Genomic DNA, 17,882 nt, shown 5'->3' with positions numbered 1-17,882 from the left:
CATGCTTGCACGACAGACATAAAAAAACGGCGCCAGGGGCGCCGTTCTTATCTCATTCGCAATTACTTCTTGATGCGGATGATTGGGGTCTCACCAACGGTCACGTTACCGGACAGTTTGATCAGCTCTTTGATCTCGTCCATGTTGGAGATAACCACCGGCGTCAGGATAGACTTGGCTTTCTCTTCCAGCAGGGCCAGGTTGAACTCGATAACGACGTCACCTTTCTTGACGCGCTGGCCTTCTTCAGCGATGCGTTTGAAGCCTTCGCCTTTCAGTTCAACGGTGTCGATACCGAAGTGGACAAACAGCTCGATGCCGCTGTCTGATTCGATAGAGAAAGCATGGTTGGTTTCGAAAATTTTACCGATAGTACCGTCAACCGGGGCAACCATTTTGTTGCCGGTAGGTTTGATGGCAATACCGTCGCCAACGATTTTTTCAGCAAATACTACGTCAGGCACATCTTCGATATTAACGATTTCGCCAGAAAGTGGAGCTACGATCTCGATAGTGCCCGTGTCTTTCTTGTCATCAGAAACCAGAGATTTCAGTTTATCGAACAAACCCATGATCTTCTCCTAAGCATTAAATTGGGCGGCGTTCCAGTGTCGTGGAAGTTTAGCAGAGCGTCTTTTCTTCGATGAATTTATTCACGCAATTCATCAGATCTTGCGCCGTTGGCTGTGCCAAGGCTTGCGCTGCCAACGCCTTCACATCTTCGAAATTAGTATTACGAATAATTTTCTTGATGCGCGGGATTGAAATCGCACTCATGCTGAACTCATCCAGCCCCATGCCCAATAACAACAGTGTAGCACGCTCATCGCCAGCCAGTTCACCGCACATACCGGTCCACTTGCCTTCTGCATGAGATGCATCAATAACCTGTTTGATCAGGCCAAGCACTGATGGGGACATCGGGTTATAGAGATGAGAAATCAGCTCATTGCCGCGATCTACCGCCAGAGTATACTGGGTTAGATCGTTTGTCCCAATACTAAAGAAGTCGACTTCTTTCGCCAGGTGATGAGCAATCACTGCCGCGGCCGGTGTTTCCACCATTACGCCCACTTCAATGGTCTCGTCAAAGGCCTTGGATTCTTCACGCAGCTGCGCCTTCAGCGTCTCGATTTCACCTTTCAGATCGCGGACTTCTTCCACGGAAATGATCATCGGGAACATGATGCGCAGTTTGCCGAACGCGGAAGCGCGCAGGATGGCGCGCAGTTGCGCGTGCAGGATTTCTCTGCGGTCCATGGCGATACGAATCGCGCGCCAGCCGAGGAATGGGTTCTCTTCTTTCGGCAGGTTCATGTACGGCAGGTCTTTGTCGCCGCCGATGTCCATGGTGCGGACGATCACGGCCTGTGAGCCCATGGCTTCCGCAACGGCTTTATAAGCCTGGAACTGCTCGTCTTCGGTCGGCAGTGAATCGCGGTCCATGAACAGGAATTCGGTACGATACAGGCCGACACCTTCAGCGCCGTTGCGCTCTGCACCGGCGACGTCGCGCACGGTACCGATGTTGGCACAGACTTCAACCTGATGACCGTCCAGCGTAATCGCCGGCAGATCTTTCAGCTTGGCCAGATCGTTTTTCTCGGTGACGTACTGGTTCTGTTCGGCTTTCAGCTGATCGATAACGTCAGCGGTCGGGTTAACGTAAATTTTATTGTTAACCGCATCCAGAATCAGATAGTCGTCGTTCTTCACCTGCTTGGTCACGTCGCTGGTGCCTACGATTGCCGGCAATTCCAGGGAGCGAGCCATGATGGAGGTGTGGGAAGTCCGGCCGCCGAGATCGGTGATGAAGCCCAGCACTTTGTCCAGGTTCAACTGTGCGGTCTCAGACGGGGTCAAATCGGTAGCGACCAGGATAACTTCGTCCTGGATGGCGCTCAGATCGACGATAGCCAGGCCCAGAATGTTCTGCAGCAGGCGTTTACCGATGTCGCGTACGTCGGCCGCACGCTCTTTCAGGTATTCATCGTCGAGTTCTTCCAGTGCTTTCGCCTGGCCTTCGATGATGGTGTAGGCCGCAGCGTCTGCAGAAGCCAACTCATCTTTGATTAGGGCTATGATTTCCTGCTCAAGCTCTTCGTCTTCCAACAGCATGATGTGGCCTTCGAAGATAGCTTCTTTCTCTTCGCCGAAGGTTTCGCCAGCTTTGGTCTTGATCGCTTCCAACTGCTCGGACGCTTTGGCGCGGCCAGCAAGGAAACGTGAGACTTCCTGCTCTACATCATCTGCAGAGATTTTCTTCCGGTTGATGACAATTTCATCTTCTTTCAGTAGGAGAGCCTTACCAAAAGCGATACCCGGTGATACTAAAATGCCTGAAATCATAACCCTACCTTACTCTTGACTGGTGTTAACTAAGAAGACGGGCCGATTACTCAAGCTCTGCCATCAGTTTTACCAAGTGCTCAACGGCTTTCTGCTCGTCTTCACCTTCAGCGGAGATGGTCACTACGGTCCCTTGAGTCAGCCCCAGAGTTTGCAGTTTGAACAGGCTTTTGGCGCTGGCGCTTTTCCCGTTAGAGGTCACGGTGATGTCAGAAGTGAAGCCTTTGGCTTCTTTAACGAACTGAGCGGCAGGGCGAGTGTGCAGACCATTCGGAGCGGTAATAGTAACTTCTTGCTGGAACATTGATGTTTCCCCAACTTATTGGTGTGTCGTGGAGCTAAAGTTTAGCCCAAGGGTATGACTTTAGCTTGTCTGGTTAGCGCCTGACTATGGTACAGGGGCGAGCATTGATGCAACAGAAAACGACGAGTTTGGCACTTCAGATCAAAAAATTTGGCTTCCGCCGTCGTTTCAATCCGCGCTTCATTATGCCGTGTTTAACGCATCAGCGACAAATGAGTAAATCGATTCAGCCTAAACAAGAAATGAAGGGCGATTAATTTTGCGCATCGAAATAATGCACCGTTAAATACTAAAGCTGACGGGTAAAATCAATCTTTGACTGCTATAAACTTTGATCCAGCCCACAAAAAAGCACCCCGAAAGGTGCTTTTTTAGCGATTTATGCACGGCTGGCACTACTGTTGCAGTTCTTGCTCGGTGAACAAATCGGCGAACAGGGCGGTGCTCAAATAACGTTCGCCGGAAGACGGCAAAATCACCACGATGGTTTTGTCGGCGAATGCCGGTTCTTCGGCCAATTTCACCGCTGCGGCCACTGCTGCACCGGAGGAAATACCTGCCAGAATGCCTTCTTCGTCCATCAGACGGCGCGCCATGCTGATGGCCTCGTCGTTGGTGATTTGTTCCACGCGGTCCACCAGATCGAGATCCAGGTTGCCGGGAATAAAGCCTGCGCCGATGCCCTGAATTTTGTGCGGGCCCGGTTTGATTTCTTCACCGGCCAGCGCCTGGGTGATAACCGGCGAGTCGGTAGGCTCCACCGCCACGGTGGTGATCGCCTTGCCTTTGGTGTTTTTGATGTAGCGGCTGACACCGGTCAGCGTGCCGCCGGTACCGACGCCGGAAATGAAGACGTCAACTTCGCCATCGGTGTCGTCCCAGATTTCCGGGCCGGTAGTTTGTTCGTGGATCGCCGGGTTAGCCGGGTTGCTGAACTGCTGTAGGATGATGTAACGGTTCGGATCGGTGGCGACGATTTCTTCCGCCTTGGCGATCGCGCCCTTCATGCCTTTTGCGCCTTCGGTCAGCACCAGGTTGGCACCCAGCGCCTTAAGCAGCTTGCGGCGTTCGATGCTCATGGTTTCCGGCATGGTCAGCGTCAGCTTGTAGCCACGCGCCGCGGCGACGAACGCCAGAGCGATGCCGGTGTTGCCGCTGGTCGGCTCCACCAATTCTTTACCGGCGACCAAAATGCCACGCTTTTCTGCGTCCCAAATCATATTGGCACCGATGCGGCATTTAACGCTAAAGCTGGGGTTGCGTGATTCAACCTTGGCCAGAATGCGTCCGTTGCCGATACGGTTCAGACGAACCAGCGGCGTATGGCCGATTGTTAATGAGTTGTCTTCATATATCTTGCTCATAGCCCGTCCTTTAACTCTATGAAAAATGTGGGGAACGTCGAAAGCATACGCTAACAGTACCGGCAGGGAAGTAAAGAATTGGTATATCTATATGTTATTAGGAAATAAGTTTTAAGCACAAGGATAAGGGCGCAAATTGCGCGCCCTGTCGAAGAATTAATCGTAATGCGGCCAATAAAACGGCTCAGGAACGGACGAATTGTGGGCGATAACGATCGACCCACATGGCGGTGGCACCGCAAACCGCGACCGGCAGGATCACCAGGTTAAGGATGGGGATCATGGTGAACAGGCTGACCATGGCGCCAAACTGCAGGTTGTCGGTTTTATGCTGGCGCAGCGCGCGGCGCATATCGGCGAAGCTGACCTTATGGTTATCGAACGGGTAGTCACAATACTGGATGGCCAGCATCCAGGCGCTGAACAGGAACCACAGCACCGGCGCCACCGTTTGGCCGATGCCCGGGATGAAATAGAGTATCAACAGCACCAGCGCGCGCGGGAGGTAGTAGGCCAGCTTGCGCCATTCGCGCGCCATAATGCGCGGCAGATCTTTCACAATGCCAAAAATGCCGGTATCCGGCAGCGGTTTGCCGGTCAGGCTGCCTTCCAGCTGTTCGGCCAGCAAGCCACAGAACGGGGCGGCAATCAGGTTGGTAATGGTGCTGAACAGATAGCTGAACACCAACAGCACGGAAATCACTGCCAGCGGCCACAGGACATAGCTGAGCCACTGCAGCCAGGTCGGCACATGGCTCATCATGCTGGGGATCCAGTCGCCAAGCTGACTGAACAGCCACCAGAAGGCGGATCCCATCAACAGCACGTTGACCAGTAACGGCAAGACGACATAGCGTTTAATCCCCGGGCGCGAAATCAGGCGCCAGCCTTCGGCGAAATAATGAAAGCCGCTGGTGGAGTGAGAAGGTGACTGCGAATAGGACATATCTTAAGTTATCTCTTTGTCTGAACAGGCATCGCTATCATATCGGGATGATTTTCTACTGGCTAGGGTGACATTGGCTGAAAAAACAGCAAAAAAAGGCAGAATAATCATCTTTATTGGCATAAAGTTCAGCACGGACTTGCACTTGTGTGCTTGGGCAAATAGAGTTAAAGAGTGAATGTTTGCCGCGGTGGCAATGTATTGGAACAACAGAGATAGCAATGATGCAGGATTTGCGTCTGATATTAATCGTTGTTGGCGCGATCGCCATAATAGCGTTGTTATTGCACGGTCTTTGGACCAGTCGTAAGGAACGCTCATCGCTTTTTCGCGATCGCCCAGCCAAACGTTCCAAAAAGGAACGTGAACAATCCCCGATCGACGATCTCGATGAAGGCGTGGGAGAGGTGCGTGTACGCTCCGCTCACCCGCAAGATGAGCCGTCCTTTGGTCATTTTGATGCCGCTCGCGAAGAACCCGTGGTTGCGCACAAGCCCGCTCCGGCGGCTGAGCCAGCACCGCGTGCCGTTCAACCGGCTGCTCATCAGTCTCCGCCACCGCTGTCTCAGCGACCGGATTATGATGACATCCTGCTGGACAACTACGCGCAGGATGAAGACGACGAGCCGCAGCAGCCTGCGCCGCGCCGTGAACCGCGCGTTGACGATCTGCCGCCAGTGGCGCATGCAGCGGAGCCGGCGTTCCACGCCGAACCTGCTCATCAGCCACAGCCGGAAGAGAAGCCAGCGGTGGTGCACGAGCCTCAGCCTGCACCTGCTGCCGTTAAACCGGCAAAACTGAAAGAAACCGTACTGGTGCTGCATGTTACCGCACATCAGGGTGGCGTGATCGGCGGCGAAGTTCTGCTGCAGAGCGTGCTGCAAGCGGGCTTCCAGTTTGGCGAAATGGGCATTTTCCATCGCCATATCAGTCCTGCGGGCAGCGGTCCTGTGCTGTTTAGCCTGGCGAATATGGTCAAACCAGGGTCCTTTGATCCTGAGATGATGTCCGATTTCTCAACGCCGGGCGTCTCGATGTTCATGATGGTGCCGTCGTATGGCGACGCTAATCAGAACTTCAAGCTGATGCTGCAATCGGCACAGCGGATCGCCGACGACGTGGGTGGTGTGGTGCTGGATGACGAGCGCCGCATGATGACCCCGCAGAAGCTGGAAACCTACAAAGCGCGCATTCGTGAAGTGTTGGATAACAACGACTAAACGGCTGCTACGCGCACTGAACATCCGTAACAACAAAGCCCCCGCCTGCCGGGGGTTTTTTATCTTTGATGGTGAGCCATGGAATCGATAATCCAACAAATCAATCAACTACGAACCTCACTGCGCCATCATGAATATCAATATCATGTACTGGACGCGCCGGAAGTGCCGGATGCGGAATACGATCGCCTGATGCGTGAACTGCGCGAGCTGGAAAGCGCACATCCTGAGTTGATCACCGCCGACTCTCCCACCCAGCGCGTGGGTGCGGCCCCTTTGGCGGCGTTCGATCAGGTACGCCATGAAGTGCCGATGCTGTCGCTGGACAACGTTTTTGACGAAGAGAGCTTCCTGGCGTTCTACAAGCGGGTGCAGGATCGCCTGAAGAGCAGCGATCCGCTGACCTTCTGCTGTGAACTGAAGCTGGACGGTCTGGCGGTCAGCCTGCTGTACGAAGAGGGCGAGCTGGTGCGCGCGGCCACGCGCGGTGACGGTACCACCGGTGAAAACATTACTTCCAACGTGCGTACCATCCGCGCCATTCCGCTGCGGTTGACCGGTGACAACATCCCGCGTCGCCTGGAAGTGCGCGGCGAAGTCTTTATGCCGCAGGCCGGTTTTGAACAGATGAATGAAGAGGCGCGTCGCAAAGAAGGCAAGATCTTCGCCAACCCGCGTAACGCCGCCGCCGGTTCGATCCGTCAGCTTGATCCGCGTATCACCGCCAAGCGGCCTCTGACCTTCTTCTGCTATGGCGTTGGCCTATTGGAAGGGGGCGACTTGCCGCGCAGCCACTGGCAGCGTCTGATGCAGTTCAAAGAGTGGGGCCTGCCGGTCAGCGATCGCGCCAAATGTTGTACCGGCAGCGACGAAGTCCTGGCGTTTTATCGTCAGGTCGAGCAGGACCGCGCGCAGCTCGGTTTTGATATCGACGGTGTGGTAGTGAAGATCGACGATATTGACCTGCAGGAAACGCTTGGCTTTGTGGCGCGTGCGCCACGCTGGGCGACGGCGTTCAAATTCCCGGCACAGGAACAGATAACCCAGGTGCGCGAGGTGGAGTTCCAGGTGGGCCGTACCGGGGCGATTACCCCGGTGGCGCGTCTGGAGCCGGTGCTGGTTGCCGGGGTGATTGTCAGCAACGCCACGCTGCATAACGCCGACGAAATTGAACGTCTGGGCCTGCGTATTGGCGACACGGTGATCGTGCGCCGCGCCGGTGACGTGATCCCACAGGTGGTGGGGGTAATGGCCGATCGTCGCCCGGCGGATGCGCGTGAAATCGTATTCCCGCAACACTGTCCGGTATGCGGTTCCGACGTCGAACGGGTGGAAGGCGAAGCGGTGGCTCGCTGCACCGGCGGGCTGATTTGTGCAGCGCAGCGCAAAGAGGCACTGAAGCATTTCGTTTCCCGCAGAGCGTTGGACGTTGACGGCATGGGCGACAAAATCATCGAACAGCTGGTGGAAAAAGAGTACGTCAAGGATCCGGCGGATCTGTTCCGCCTGTCCGCCGGTATTCTGACCGGGTTGGATCGCATGGGGCCGAAATCGGCACAGAATCTGGTCAACGCGCTGGAGAAGTCCAAGCAAACCACCTTCGCCCGTTTCCTGTATGCGTTGGGCATTCGTGAGGTCGGCGAAGCAACGGCCGCCAATCTGGCGGCGCACTTCGGCACGCTGGAGAAGCTGTTCGCGGCGGATATCGAAGCGCTGAAAGAAGTGCCGGACGTGGGGGAAATCGTGGCGAAGCACACGCGTCATTTCCTTGACGAAGAGCTTAACCAGAAGGTCATCAATGAACTGGTCAGCGACGAAATCGGCATCACCTGGCCGGCACCGGTGGTGATAGTGGCGGACGAGATCGACAGCCCGTTTGCCGGCAAAACCGTGGTGCTGACGGGCTCGCTGAGCCAGCTTTCACGTGATGAAGCCAAAGATCGCCTGACGGCGTTGGGTGCCAAGGTCAGCGGCAGCGTCTCGAAGAAAACCGACCTGGTGATTGCCGGGGAAGCGGCCGGTTCCAAGCTGGTGAAGGCGCAGGAACTGGGCATTGCGGTGATCGACGAAGCGGAAATGATCCGCCTGTTGGGTGCCTGATGGAAAAAGAGAACCTGCTGGAAATCGCCAATACCGTGATGCCATTCGGCAAATACCAAGGGCGGGTGCTGATTGACCTGCCCGAGGAATACCTGCTGTGGTTTGCCCGCAAGGGGGAGTTCCCGAACGGCAAGCTCGGCATGCTGATGGAAATGACGCTGGCGATTAAAATCGAAGGGCTCGACCACCTGGTCAAGCCGCTGAAGAAAAGCTGAGTGGCCGGGCGCGGCAATCGTCGCGCCCGTTTGATTATCCCCGCGCCGTTTCGGCGTTTGGCACCGCCTGTTTTTCCTGCTGTTTCTTTTGATAGCGGCGTGCCAGCACGGCGCAGGTCATCAGCTGGACCTGGTGGAACACCATCAGCGGCAACACCATAATCCCCACGGTAGCGGCCGGGAACAGGATATTGGCCATTGGGATACCGTTCGCCAGGCTTTTCTTCGAACCGCAGAACACGATGGTTATCTCATCGGCTTTACTAAAGCCCAGCCAGCGCGCCATGTAAGTGTTCACCACCAGCACGATCGTCAGCAGCACCAGGCTACCCACCACGATAAACACCAGCGATCCCAGACCGACCTGATGCCAGATACCGTGCGTAACGGCTTCGCTGAAGGCCGCGTAAACCACCAACAGGATCGAGGTCTGATCGGTCTTGCCGATCAGCTTGCGGTTGCGTTCAATCCATTTGCCAATCAGCGGGCGCGACAGGTGACCGGCCACAAAGGGCACTAACAGCTGCAGGACGATGGAACCCACCTGCTGCAGGCTGCCGGTCTCTCCGTGAACGTTCATCAGCAGCCCGACCAGCAGGGGCGAAACGAAAATCCCCAGCAGGCTTGAGGCCGAAGCGCTGCACACCGCCGCCGCCACGTTGCCGCCCGCCAATGAAGTAAAGGCGATGGCCGATTGCACGGTGGCGGGCAGAATGCACAGATAAATAAAACCGGAATACAGCTCCGGACTGACGTTGACCGGCGACCACCATTTAAACAGTACGCCCAGCGCCGGGAAAATAATGAAGGTGCTGAACATCACCCACAGGTGCAGCCGCCAGTTGTTGCTGCCGGCCAGAATGGCTTCGCGCGACAGCTTGGCGCCGTGCATAAAGAACAGCAGGGCGATGGCGGCGATGGTCAACGCATTCAGCCAGCCGACGAACTCGCCGCGCGCCGGCAGGAACGAAGCCAGCAGCACGGTGGCGATCAACGTCAGGGTAAAGCGATCGGGCAAGAATCTCATGGCGGCATACTCGGATGAAAAATCAATGCGCCCATTGTCGCGCGGCGGGATATAATAATTAAATTGATTTATTTAATTCATTTATGAATAAAAAACATGAATTACTCGATTAAGCAGCTCAGGGTTTTTGTCGCCATCGCCCGCCATCGCAGTTTCAGCCGCGCCGGTGAGGCCATTGGCCTGACTCAGTCGGCGGTCAGCCACAGCGTGAAAGAGCTGGAGGCGGAGGTCGGCGTTCGCCTGCTCGATCGCACGACCCGAGAAGTGGTGCTGACCGACGCCGGGCAGCGGCTGGCCAACCGCGTCGAGCGCTTGCTGGATGAGCTGCAGTCGTCATTGCTGGATGCACGCAGCTTCGGCGTGCAGCGGAGCGGTACGGTGCGGGTGGCCTCCAGCCAAACCATCTCCGCTCACCTGATGCCGCAGTGTATTGCGGCAGGGGAAAAACAGTACCCGGATATTCGCATTATGCTTCGCGACCAGGCACAACAGCAGGTTCTGCACAGCATTCGCAACGCCGAGGTGGATTTTGGCATCGTGGTGGATCCGGTACAGGTCGTGGATCTGGACTGCGAGCCTATCCTGCATGAACCCTTCCTGCTGCTGTGTCGTAACGATCATCCCTTCGCCGGGCTGGCCGAGGTGCACTGGTCGGCGCTGAACGGCAGTCGTCTGGTGCTGCAGGATTATGCCTCCGGCAGTCGGCCGCTGATTGACAGCGCGCTGCGTCAGCAAGGGGTGGAGGCGAAGGTGGTGCAGGAGATTGGCCACCCGGCGACGCTGTTCCCGATGGTGGCGGCAGGTATCGGCATCAGTATTTTTCCGGCGCTGGCGTTACCGCTGCCGGAAGGGGGGCAATTGAAGGTGCGTCGGCTGGTGCCGGAAATAAACCGCGCGCTGATGTTGGTGCGGCGTAAAAATCGCTCGCTGACCCCGGCGGCAGAAGTTATCTGGCAGGTGGTGGCGCAGCAGGCGGCGTTACTGCAGCAACAGCGCCGACAGCAAGCGGACTACTGAGTCAGATATACACATCCACGGCATTGGCGGCCGTCGGGCGGTTGATGCCGTCGCCCTTGGCGGAGGCAATGTTCTCGTTGGCTTTAGCCATCTGCTCGGCCTGCTGTTTTTCCATCTCTTCTTTTTGAATGCGCGCGATCTCGGCCTGCAGCATTTTGATCTGCGCCTGAATCAGCTGTTTCTGCTTTTCTATCTCTTTGGGATCGCTGTCCGAATCCTTCAGATCCACCAGCTTTTGTTGCAGAGCCTGAATTTGTTTGTTCAGCACCTTGATCCGTGCCGAAGCGCTGCTGTCGGAAAGATTAACCCGATCGCCAGCGCCAGCCTGTTGGGTTTCTTTGGATTTGTCGCCTTCAGGCTGCTGATGCACCGGCTTGGCCATCAGCACCTGGCCCTTATTCCCGGGGGCACTAAAAACGTTGCTGACGCCGGGTACGGTGTTTTTCACCGGAACAATCATGGTAATGCTGGTCGACATAATACTCTCCCTGAGTCTGAATGCGGCTGCTCAGGGTATCGGCATTCTGCGGGAAAACTTTACTGACGGATTTGCCGCAAGCGCGGCCAGCGCTGCAGCCATCCTTTACTGGCGACCCGCTGTTCATAGGCGTCGATGTCACCGTTTTTGGCATTGTAGGTGATGGTGTCAGCAAACAGCCCTTCGAGACCTAACGGCGCTACCAGCGTGATGCTGTCGTCCGCATTCAGGCGGGCACCTACTGCCGTTTCCACCTCGGTCCAAAAACTGATGGCGTCTTCGCTATTGCGATAAGGGGCTCGACCGCTACGCAAATGCATACGCGCCTGGTTTTTCACAGACCAGGGCTGTGGCAGCCACTCTTGCAGCCGCGTTTCCAGCATGTGGTCACGTTCCGCCTCCGGGCGCTGTGGGTCGAAATGGATCACGTCGATGTCGTTGAGCGGCGTAGACGTAGCGTAACCGTGGCGTTGGTCCCAGACCAGATTGCGCACAAAACCGGCCCCCAGGCACCAGTCATTCAGCCCGAGGCGTCGCGCAGTGCGCAAAGCCATCATTCTTTCATCATCTTGCTGTAACCATTGGATAATTTTCTGCTGCCGGGTCATTACCTCTCCTTTGTTGCGGCTACTGTAACCCGAAGCGCCCGCAGGCGAAATGCCGTGCATGATTTTAGTGCGCCTTGCTCAGGTGCGGACCGCCCGGCGGGAGCGTTAATCGGCTGATTTTCGACAAAAAATAATTTCGCGCCCCGACTGGCTACACTTGGTACAGGGTTTGCAACTTCCACCGACCATTCAGGGCAGAACAGGGGGCGCTATGTATCAGGCCACGCTTAGCCGGCGCAGCTACCGTTTCAGAGATTTACGCCAGTTGTTGGCCAAGGCGTCACCGGCACGTTCCGGCGATTATCTGGCGGAGCTGGCGGCGGATAGCGCAGAAGAACGCATGGCGGCGCGCATCGCATTGGCGGATGTACCGCTGAAAACCTTCCTCCAGCAGCTGCTGGTGCCCTATGAACAAGATGAGGTCACACGGCTGATTGTCGATAGCCACGATGCGCTGGCCTTTGCGCCGATATCGCACCTGACGGTGGGGGATTTCCGCGATTGGCTCCTGAGCGAGCAGGCGGACAGCGCGATGCTGGCACGGGTGGCTGCCGGTATTACACCGGAAATGGCGGCGGCAGTGAGTAAATTGATGCGCAATCAGGATCTTATCCTGGTGGCGAAGAAGTGCCGGGTCATCACGCGTTTTCGCAATACCCTCGGCCTGCCGGGGCGGCTTAGCGTGCGGTTGCAACCGAATCATCCTACCGACAGCCTGCAGGGCATTGCCGCCAGTATGCTTGACGGCCTGCTGTATGGCAGCGGCGACGCGGTGGTGGGGATCAATCCGGCCAGCGACAGCTTGCCGCTGTTGGAAAAGCTCAATTACATGCTGGACGATGTGATCCAGCGCTTCGCCATTCCGACGCAATCCTGCGTGCTGACCCATGTGACCAATACGCTGCGGCTGATGGAGCGTGGTGCGCCGGTGGATTTGGTGTTCCAGTCGATCGCGGGTACCGAAGCGGCCAATCAGGGGTTCGGCATCAATCTGGCGCTGCTGGCGGAAGCGCAGCAGGCGGCACTGAGCCTCAATCGCGGCACGTTAGGCAATAACGTCATGTATTTCGAAACCGGGCAGGGCAGCTGTTTGTCGTCCAATGCGCACCACGGTGTCGATCAGCAAACCTGCGAAGCGCGGGCCTATGCGGTGGCACGTCATTTCTCCCCGCTGTTGATCAACACCGTGGTCGGGTTTATCGGCCCGGAATATCTGTACGATGGTAAACAGATTATCCGTGCCGGATTGGAGGATCATTTTTGCGGCAAGCTACTCGGGCTGCCGCTGGGGTGCGACGTGTGTTACACCAATCACGCGGAGGCGGATCAGGACGACATGGACACGCTGCTGACGCTGTTGGCCACCGCCGGGCTGACCTTCCTGATTGGCGTGCCGGGCGCGGACGACATCATGCTCAATTATCAAAGCACTTCATTCCACGACGCGTTGTATATCCGCGAATTGTTGGGGCTGAAACACGCGCCGGAGTTTGCCGACTGGCTGACCAAAATGCAGATTACCGACGAACGAGGCCAACTGCGTGATACCGCCGCCAATCACCCCTTGTTACTGGCGTTGCAGGGAGAGAATCGATGAGCAAACCGGTGCACGTTAACCGTTGGGACGCATTGCGCGCCTTTACCGATGCGCGCATTGCATTGGGGCGTACCGGCTCCAGCCTGCCTACGGAGGAGTTGCTTAAATTCGGCTTGGCGCATGCGCAAGCGCGTGATGCGGTACATCAGCCGTTTGATAGCGATACGCTGGCCGGGACCTTGCAGGAGCAAGGTTGGCAAACCTTGACGGTGCACAGTCAGGCCGCCGATCGCACCGCCTATCTCCGGCGGCCGGATCTCGGGCGGCGTTTGGCTCCCGACAGCCGCAGCCTGCTGCTGGGCCTGCCGGAAAAACCGGCCGATCTGCTGCTGGTGGTGGCGGACGGCTTGTCCTCCAAGGCAGTGCACCGTCAGGCGCTACCTTTGTTGCAGGCGCTGCGACCTTATCTCGATGAGCTGGGGCTTTCGGTTGCCCCAGTGGTATTGGCACACCAATCGCGGGTCGCGCTGGGGGATGATATCGGCGAGTGTTTGCAGGCCAGAGCGGTGGCGATGTTGATCGGCGAGCGGCCGGGCTTATCGTCGCCGGACAGCCTCGGTATTTACCTCACCTGGGGGCCGAACACCCGGCGGCGCGAGTCGGAGCGCAACTGTATCTCCAACGTGCGTCCGGAAGGCCTCGATCACCCACAGGCGGCGTTTAAACTGGCCTGGCTGCTGGAGCAGGCTTTCCAGCGTCGACTGACCGGGGTGGAACTGAAAGACGAAAGTGACAACCCGGCGCTGCAGGGGCGGGTTTCCCCGCGCTACTCCCAGCTCGGCGGCTGACCGATGCTTTGTTTTAACAGAGTAATAAACAGGTTCAGCCGAGCGGACACCTTCGCCACCGGGCGTAACAGGTAAATGCCCTGTTGCTCCTGGCGAGGGTCTTCCAACACCTGCAGCAAGCGGCCGGCCTGAATATCCGGCCCAACCACCCAGTTGGGCAAAAAGGTGAGCCCCAGCCCCAGCAGCGCCGCCTGGCGCTGAGCCGTAAAGTCGTCACAGCGCAGCACCATGCTGCAGCGGCTCATCAGCGGAACGCTGAGGATTTGCGCCCAACAGGCCGGTTGTTGCTTATGGTAGCGGGCAATCAGCCGATGTTGCGGCAACGCATTGAGGTCGGCCGGCTGTCCGTAACGGGCAATATAATCAGGGCTGGCGCACATCACCCAGCGCTGGGTCGCTATGCGGCTGGCATACAGCCCGCTGTCTTTCTGTTCGCCGATGCGGATGGCGGCATCCAACAGTTCCTGGGTCGGATCGGTTTGGCGTTCGGTCAAATCCAGGTCGACAAACAATTGCGGGTAGCGTTCAGCCAGCGTCGGCAACAGCGGCAGGATATAGGTTTTGCCGAAGGTGGGCAGGCAGCTGATACGCAGCGTGCCTTGCGGCATGTCATTCCACGAAGCCAGTTCGGCGCGGATGTCGGTGATATCCGTCAGCAGCGTGCTTGCTCGCGCCTGCAGCCTTTCACCCGCATCCGTCAGCATCAGACCCCGCGTGGAACGGATAAACAGCGTAGTGTCCAGGGCGTTTTCCAGCGCATCAATGTGGCGCACCAGCGAAGAAGGCACCCTTCCCAGCTTGCGAGCGGCGGCGGAGAAGCTGCCCAACAGGGCCACCTCGAGAAATATCGGCAGATGTTCAACATAGCGGGCGTCATTCATCTTTGCATTATATGCAAAAGCGTTTCTTATGAATACCAGGTTCTCCGTCCGTCGCAATGCGGCTACTCTTTTTTCGGGCTTACGGAAAGCGATGGCGTGCCGTTCCCCCTGCCGCACAGAGAAAAAACGTATAAAACTCGCGGTTTTTAGAACTTTAAATACAGTATTTCCCTCAGGCACCGCTGTGCGCCTGCGGTATTGATGATGACTTCAACACCAGATTAACCGTTCAAATTGATGCCCTGTTTACCAACAATGATTAGTGAATCTAAACCGTTGTTGACATTGGGCATCGCCGGCCTGCCGTGCCGGTTTTTTTGTCGCCGTTGGCTGAATCGTTCCACCTGAACGCGTTGCCGGCGACATCTTTGTTCACCTTCGGGTGGGCATTTTTGAACGCGCGGGGCATTTCACTCCGCGCTGGTGGAGGAGAAGTTATGAACGAAGACCAAGGGTGTTCCTGCGCGCAGCATTTGGCGCAAGGGTTTGCCAGGCAGTCGCTGAGCGTTGGGGAGGGCGAGATCTATCAAATCTCGCTGATGAGCGCATTAATCAGCGGCGTTTACGAAGGGGAGGTCACCATTGCCGAATTGCTCAAACACGGCAACTTTGGCCTGGGAACGTTCAATCACCTCGACGGTGAGCTGATCGCCTTCGACCAGGAAATTCACCAGTTGCGCGCCGACGGTAGCGCACGACCGGCCAGCTTGCAGCAGAAAACCCCGTTTGCCGTTGTCACCTTTTTCCAACCTAGCGTCACCCAACACTTCGACCGTCCGATCACCAAGGCGCAGTTGCACCAGTGCATCGATGAGCAGGTGGCTTCGCCGAACCTGTTCTGCGCGCTGCGGGTCGACGGCGAGTTCAGCCATGTGGAAACCCGCACCGTGCCGCGCCAAGAGCGGCCTTATCGTCCGATGCTGGAGGCGATAGAAGAGCAGCCGACCTTCGCCTTCCAGCGACGTCAGGGCACCCTGGTGGGCTTCCGTTCGCCTGATTATATGCAGGGCGTTGGCGTGGCCGGTTATCACGAGCACTTTGTCACCGACGATCGCAACGGTGGCGGTCACGTGCTGGATTACCAACTTGATCATGGTCGCCTGCAATTTGGCGTGATCACCCGCCTCAATCTTCAACTGCCGCATGATGCGGATTTTCTGCGCGCCAACCTCTGTCCCGAGGATTTGGATAGCGCAATTCGTTCTGCCGAGGGTTAATTCCGCGACAGTCCTGGGTGTATTTTCAGGAGGTATTCCATGAACAAGGCAAAAACAGACAATAACTGGGCATGTGGCGCAGATTTGGTGGTGAAAAATCTGGAGGCGCAGGGGGTAAAACACGTATTCGGTATTCCGGGCGCCAAGATTGACCGGGTATTCGATTCGCTGGAAGACGCGCCGTCGATAGAAACGGTGGTGGTGCGCCACGAGGCCAACGCGGCGTTTATGGCGGCGGCGGTGGGGCGTTTGACCGGCAAGGCCGGGGTGGCGTTAGTGACCTCCGGGCCGGGCAGCTCCAACCTGATCACCGGGCTGGCGACCGCCACTTCGGAAGGGGATGCGGTCGTGGCGTTCGGCGGGGCGGTGAAGCGTGCCGACAACCTCAAACAGACTCACCAGAGTATGGACACCGTGAGTATGTTTCGACCGGTGACCAAGTATTGTGCCGAAGTGCATGCCGGTTCGGCGATTTCCGAAGTGATCGCCAACGCTTTCCGCCATGCCGAGTTCGGCCGTCCGGGGGCGTCTTTCGTCAGTTTGCCGATGGATATCGTCAATGAGCCGGTCAGTGCGCCGGTGCTGGCGGGGTGCCGGCTGCCGCGAATGGGGGCCGCCGCTGCCGAGGATATTCGCGCTGCGGTTAAGCTGATCCAACAGGCGAAATGCCCGGTGCTGTTGCTGGGTCTGCAGGCCAGCCGCCCGGAAAACAGCGAGGCGGTGCGCCAACTGCTGCATCGTACCCATATGCCGGTGGTGGGGACCTACCAGGCGGCAGGGGTGATCGACGTTAATCATTTTGCGCGCTTTGCCGGCCGCGTCGGGTTGTTCAATAACCAACCCGCCGACCAGTTGTTACAGAAGGCCGATTTGGTGGTCAGCGTCGGCTATGGCCCGATCGAGTACGATCCCTGCATGTGGAACAGCCAGGGGCGATTGAAACTGGTGCATATCGACGTGCTGCCGGCGGACATCGATACCTGCTATCGCCCGGACGTTGAGCTGGTGGGCAATATCAGCGCCACACTCGACATGATGACCGAAGCCTTTAACAGCGTGGTGAGCGTGCCGGCCGAAGTGGAGTCGATCCTCAGCGATCTTGGTCGTCAGCGTACCGAACTGGCGGAACGTGCCGCACGGCGCGGCGGTATGCCAATCCACCCGCTGCGCATCGTCAAAGAGCTGCAGGATATCGTCAGCGACGACGTGACGCTGTGCGTGGACATGGGCAGTTTCCACATCTGGATTGCGCGTTACCTTTACAGCTTCCGGGCGCGCCAACTGCTGATTTCCAACGGCCAGCAGACCATGGGGGTGGCGCTGCCGTGGGCCATCGGCGCGGCGCTGGTGCGGCCGGGCGACAAAGTGGTGTCAATTTCCGGCGACGGCGGTTTTATGCAGTCGAGCATGGAACTGGAAACCGCCGTGCGGCTGAAAAATAACATCGTGCACGTGATTTGGGTGGATAACGCCTACAACATGGTGGAAATGCAGGAGGTGAACAAATACCGGCGCAAATCCGGGGTGGAATTCGGCCCTATCGATTTTAAAGCCTATGCCGAAGCGTGCGGGGCGGTCGGGTTTGCGGTGCAGTCGGTGGATGACCTGCGGCCCATGCTGCGCAAGGCGATGGAAATTCAGGGGCCGGTCGTGGTGGCCATTCCGGTCGATTATGCCGACAACTACAAGCTGATGGCGCAGATGAACTTCAGCCAGATGATTTAATTTCAACAGGCGTAAAAACCACGGGGAATGCCGTACGCGGCGCTCC

Annotated in this window: 18 protein-coding genes; 9 read left to right on the top strand and 9 right to left on the bottom strand. The window is 57.2% G+C overall.

What is annotated here, in order from left to right; genetic code table 11:
- Positions 1–62: 62 nt before the first annotated feature.
- The 3 genes from crr to ptsH are packed head-to-tail and all read right to left on the bottom strand — an operon-like array spanning position 63 to position 2,653.
- Positions 63–572, bottom strand: coding sequence for a PTS glucose transporter subunit IIA (crr, locus tag LQ945_RS06655; RefSeq protein WP_037424016.1), 510 nt, complete (start codon positions 570–572; stop codon positions 63–65).
- A gap of 49 nt (positions 573–621) precedes the next feature.
- Positions 622–2,349 carry a phosphoenolpyruvate-protein phosphotransferase PtsI gene (gene ptsI, locus LQ945_RS06650; RefSeq protein WP_020827991.1) on the bottom strand — a complete coding sequence of 576 codons (1,728 nt, stop codon included), beginning with the start codon at positions 2,347–2,349 and terminating at the stop codon, positions 622–624.
- Between the two features lie 46 nt (positions 2,350–2,395).
- Positions 2,396–2,653 (bottom strand): phosphocarrier protein Hpr, encoded by a 258-nt coding sequence (gene ptsH, locus LQ945_RS06645; protein ID WP_004936458.1) that lies wholly within the window; start codon positions 2,651–2,653, stop codon positions 2,396–2,398.
- Between the two features lie 107 nt (positions 2,654–2,760).
- On the opposite strand from ptsH, the gene LQ945_RS06640 reads away from it, so the two are divergent.
- Entirely contained in the window at positions 2,761–2,910 is a 150-nt protein-coding gene (locus LQ945_RS06640) for a hypothetical protein (RefSeq protein ID WP_020827990.1), read from the top strand.
- A 138-nt stretch (positions 2,911–3,048) separates the two neighbouring features.
- Here the strand turns inward: LQ945_RS06640 and cysK are convergent, their stop codons facing one another.
- Positions 3,049–4,017, bottom strand: a complete 969-nt coding sequence (gene cysK, locus LQ945_RS06635) for a cysteine synthase A (RefSeq protein WP_044552772.1) — start codon at positions 4,015–4,017, stop codon at positions 3,049–3,051.
- 184 nt (positions 4,018–4,201) lie between these two features.
- On the bottom strand, positions 4,202–4,963 hold the full coding sequence (gene cysZ / locus LQ945_RS06630) for a sulfate transporter CysZ (protein ID WP_044552771.1): 762 nt from the start codon (positions 4,961–4,963) through the stop codon (positions 4,202–4,204).
- A 221-nt stretch (positions 4,964–5,184) separates the two neighbouring features.
- Here cysZ and zipA point away from each other — a divergent pair, with 221 nt between their 5' ends.
- The 3 genes from zipA (at position 5,185) to LQ945_RS06615 (ending at position 8,498) form a co-directional block, all read left to right on the top strand.
- Positions 5,185–6,183 carry a cell division protein ZipA gene (gene zipA, locus LQ945_RS06625; RefSeq protein WP_044552770.1) on the top strand — a complete coding sequence of 333 codons (999 nt, stop codon included), beginning with the start codon at positions 5,185–5,187 and terminating at the stop codon, positions 6,181–6,183.
- Between the two features lie 78 nt (positions 6,184–6,261).
- Positions 6,262–8,283: an NAD-dependent DNA ligase LigA gene (ligA, locus tag LQ945_RS06620; RefSeq protein WP_270102549.1), complete on the top strand. Its 2,022-nt coding sequence runs from the start codon at positions 6,262–6,264 to the stop codon at positions 8,281–8,283.
- Positions 8,283–8,498 (top strand): DUF3820 family protein, encoded by a 216-nt coding sequence (locus LQ945_RS06615; protein ID WP_020827985.1) that lies wholly within the window; start codon positions 8,283–8,285, stop codon positions 8,496–8,498. The genes ligA and LQ945_RS06615 overlap by 1 nt, the downstream gene beginning before the upstream one ends.
- A gap of 34 nt (positions 8,499–8,532) precedes the next feature.
- On the opposite strand, the gene LQ945_RS06610 is transcribed toward LQ945_RS06615, so the two are convergent.
- Positions 8,533–9,525, bottom strand: coding sequence for a bile acid:sodium symporter family protein (locus tag LQ945_RS06610; protein ID WP_044552767.1), 993 nt, complete (start codon positions 9,523–9,525; stop codon positions 8,533–8,535).
- Positions 9,526–9,621: 96 nt separating this feature from the next.
- On the opposite strand from LQ945_RS06610, the gene LQ945_RS06605 reads away from it, so the two are divergent.
- On the top strand, positions 9,622–10,542 hold the full coding sequence (locus tag LQ945_RS06605) for a LysR family transcriptional regulator (protein WP_270102548.1): 921 nt from the start codon (positions 9,622–9,624) through the stop codon (positions 10,540–10,542).
- A 1-nt stretch (position 10,543) separates the two neighbouring features.
- On the opposite strand, the gene LQ945_RS06600 is transcribed toward LQ945_RS06605, so the two are convergent.
- Both LQ945_RS06600 and LQ945_RS06595 read right to left on the bottom strand, forming a co-directional pair.
- Positions 10,544–11,020 (bottom strand): FlxA-like family protein, encoded by a 477-nt coding sequence (locus LQ945_RS06600; protein ID WP_044552765.1) that lies wholly within the window; start codon positions 11,018–11,020, stop codon positions 10,544–10,546.
- 59 nt (positions 11,021–11,079) lie between these two features.
- Complete coding sequence (locus LQ945_RS06595; RefSeq protein WP_270102965.1) at positions 11,080–11,628, bottom strand: nucleotidyltransferase family protein; 549 nt, start codon at positions 11,626–11,628, stop codon at positions 11,080–11,082.
- A 211-nt stretch (positions 11,629–11,839) separates the two neighbouring features.
- Between LQ945_RS06595 and LQ945_RS06590 the strand changes: the two genes are divergently transcribed.
- Together LQ945_RS06590 and eutC are read left to right on the top strand one after the other, a co-directional pair.
- The gene (locus LQ945_RS06590) at positions 11,840–13,225 is read left to right on the top strand and encodes an ethanolamine ammonia-lyase subunit EutB (RefSeq protein WP_270102547.1); all 1,386 of its coding nucleotides are present in this window, start codon (positions 11,840–11,842) and stop codon (positions 13,223–13,225) included.
- A complete protein-coding gene (eutC, locus tag LQ945_RS06585; protein WP_270102546.1) occupies positions 13,222–14,013 on the top strand; it encodes an ethanolamine ammonia-lyase subunit EutC in 792 nt (263 codons plus the stop codon). Before LQ945_RS06590 ends, eutC begins: the two co-directional genes overlap by 4 nt.
- Here the strand turns inward: eutC and LQ945_RS06580 are convergent.
- Complete coding sequence (locus LQ945_RS06580) at positions 13,992–14,894, bottom strand: LysR family transcriptional regulator (protein WP_269936183.1); 903 nt, start codon at positions 14,892–14,894, stop codon at positions 13,992–13,994. The genes eutC and LQ945_RS06580 overlap by 22 nt on opposite strands.
- Before the next feature lie 437 nt (positions 14,895–15,331).
- Between LQ945_RS06580 and budA the strand changes: the two genes are divergently transcribed.
- Complete coding sequence (gene budA, locus LQ945_RS06575) at positions 15,332–16,111, top strand: acetolactate decarboxylase (protein ID WP_270102545.1); 780 nt, start codon at positions 15,332–15,334, stop codon at positions 16,109–16,111.
- Positions 16,112–16,150: 39 nt separating this feature from the next.
- Positions 16,151–17,836 carry an acetolactate synthase AlsS gene (gene alsS, locus LQ945_RS06570; protein WP_020827976.1) on the top strand — a complete coding sequence of 562 codons (1,686 nt, stop codon included), beginning with the start codon at positions 16,151–16,153 and terminating at the stop codon, positions 17,834–17,836.
- Positions 17,837–17,882 lie beyond the last annotated feature (46 nt).

The organism is Serratia liquefaciens, assembly GCF_027594825.1.
Classification (GTDB): Bacteria; Pseudomonadota; Gammaproteobacteria; order Enterobacterales; family Enterobacteriaceae; genus Serratia; species Serratia liquefaciens_A.
Note: the sequence above shows the minus strand (reverse complement) of the source record. Positions and strands in the feature narration are given on the sequence as shown.

What these genes read in the sequence shown, in the direction of transcription:
- LQ945_RS06580 (WP_269936183.1), bottom strand. Translation starts at nt 14,894, where the DNA reads ATGAATGACGCCCGCTATGTTGAACATCTGCCGATATTTCTCGAGGTG.
- LQ945_RS06590 (WP_270102547.1), top strand. Translation starts at nt 11,840, where the DNA reads ATGTATCAGGCCACGCTTAGCCGGCGCAGCTACCGTTTCAGAGATTTA.
- LQ945_RS06595 (WP_270102965.1), bottom strand. Translation starts at nt 11,628, where the DNA reads ATGACCCGGCAGCAGAAAATTATCCAATGGTTACAGCAAGATGATGAA.
- LQ945_RS06640 (WP_020827990.1), top strand. Translation starts at nt 2,761, where the DNA reads ATGCAACAGAAAACGACGAGTTTGGCACTTCAGATCAAAAAATTTGGC.
- budA (WP_270102545.1), top strand. Translation starts at nt 15,332, where the DNA reads ATGAACGAAGACCAAGGGTGTTCCTGCGCGCAGCATTTGGCGCAAGGG.
- ptsH (WP_004936458.1), bottom strand. Translation starts at nt 2,653, where the DNA reads ATGTTCCAGCAAGAAGTTACTATTACCGCTCCGAATGGTCTGCACACT.
- eutC (WP_270102546.1), top strand. Translation starts at nt 13,222, where the DNA reads ATGAGCAAACCGGTGCACGTTAACCGTTGGGACGCATTGCGCGCCTTT.
- alsS (WP_020827976.1), top strand. Translation starts at nt 16,151, where the DNA reads ATGAACAAGGCAAAAACAGACAATAACTGGGCATGTGGCGCAGATTTG.
- LQ945_RS06615 (WP_020827985.1), top strand. Translation starts at nt 8,283, where the DNA reads ATGGAAAAAGAGAACCTGCTGGAAATCGCCAATACCGTGATGCCATTC.
- ligA (WP_270102549.1), top strand. Translation starts at nt 6,262, where the DNA reads ATGGAATCGATAATCCAACAAATCAATCAACTACGAACCTCACTGCGC.
- ptsI (WP_020827991.1), bottom strand. Translation starts at nt 2,349, where the DNA reads ATGATTTCAGGCATTTTAGTATCACCGGGTATCGCTTTTGGTAAGGCT.
- LQ945_RS06610 (WP_044552767.1), bottom strand. Translation starts at nt 9,525, where the DNA reads ATGAGATTCTTGCCCGATCGCTTTACCCTGACGTTGATCGCCACCGTG.
- LQ945_RS06605 (WP_270102548.1), top strand. Translation starts at nt 9,622, where the DNA reads ATGAATTACTCGATTAAGCAGCTCAGGGTTTTTGTCGCCATCGCCCGC.
- crr (WP_037424016.1), bottom strand. Translation starts at nt 572, where the DNA reads ATGGGTTTGTTCGATAAACTGAAATCTCTGGTTTCTGATGACAAGAAA.
- zipA (WP_044552770.1), top strand. Translation starts at nt 5,185, where the DNA reads ATGATGCAGGATTTGCGTCTGATATTAATCGTTGTTGGCGCGATCGCC.
- cysK (WP_044552772.1), bottom strand. Translation starts at nt 4,017, where the DNA reads ATGAGCAAGATATATGAAGACAACTCATTAACAATCGGCCATACGCCG.
- LQ945_RS06600 (WP_044552765.1), bottom strand. Translation starts at nt 11,020, where the DNA reads ATGTCGACCAGCATTACCATGATTGTTCCGGTGAAAAACACCGTACCC.
- cysZ (WP_044552771.1), bottom strand. Translation starts at nt 4,963, where the DNA reads ATGTCCTATTCGCAGTCACCTTCTCACTCCACCAGCGGCTTTCATTAT.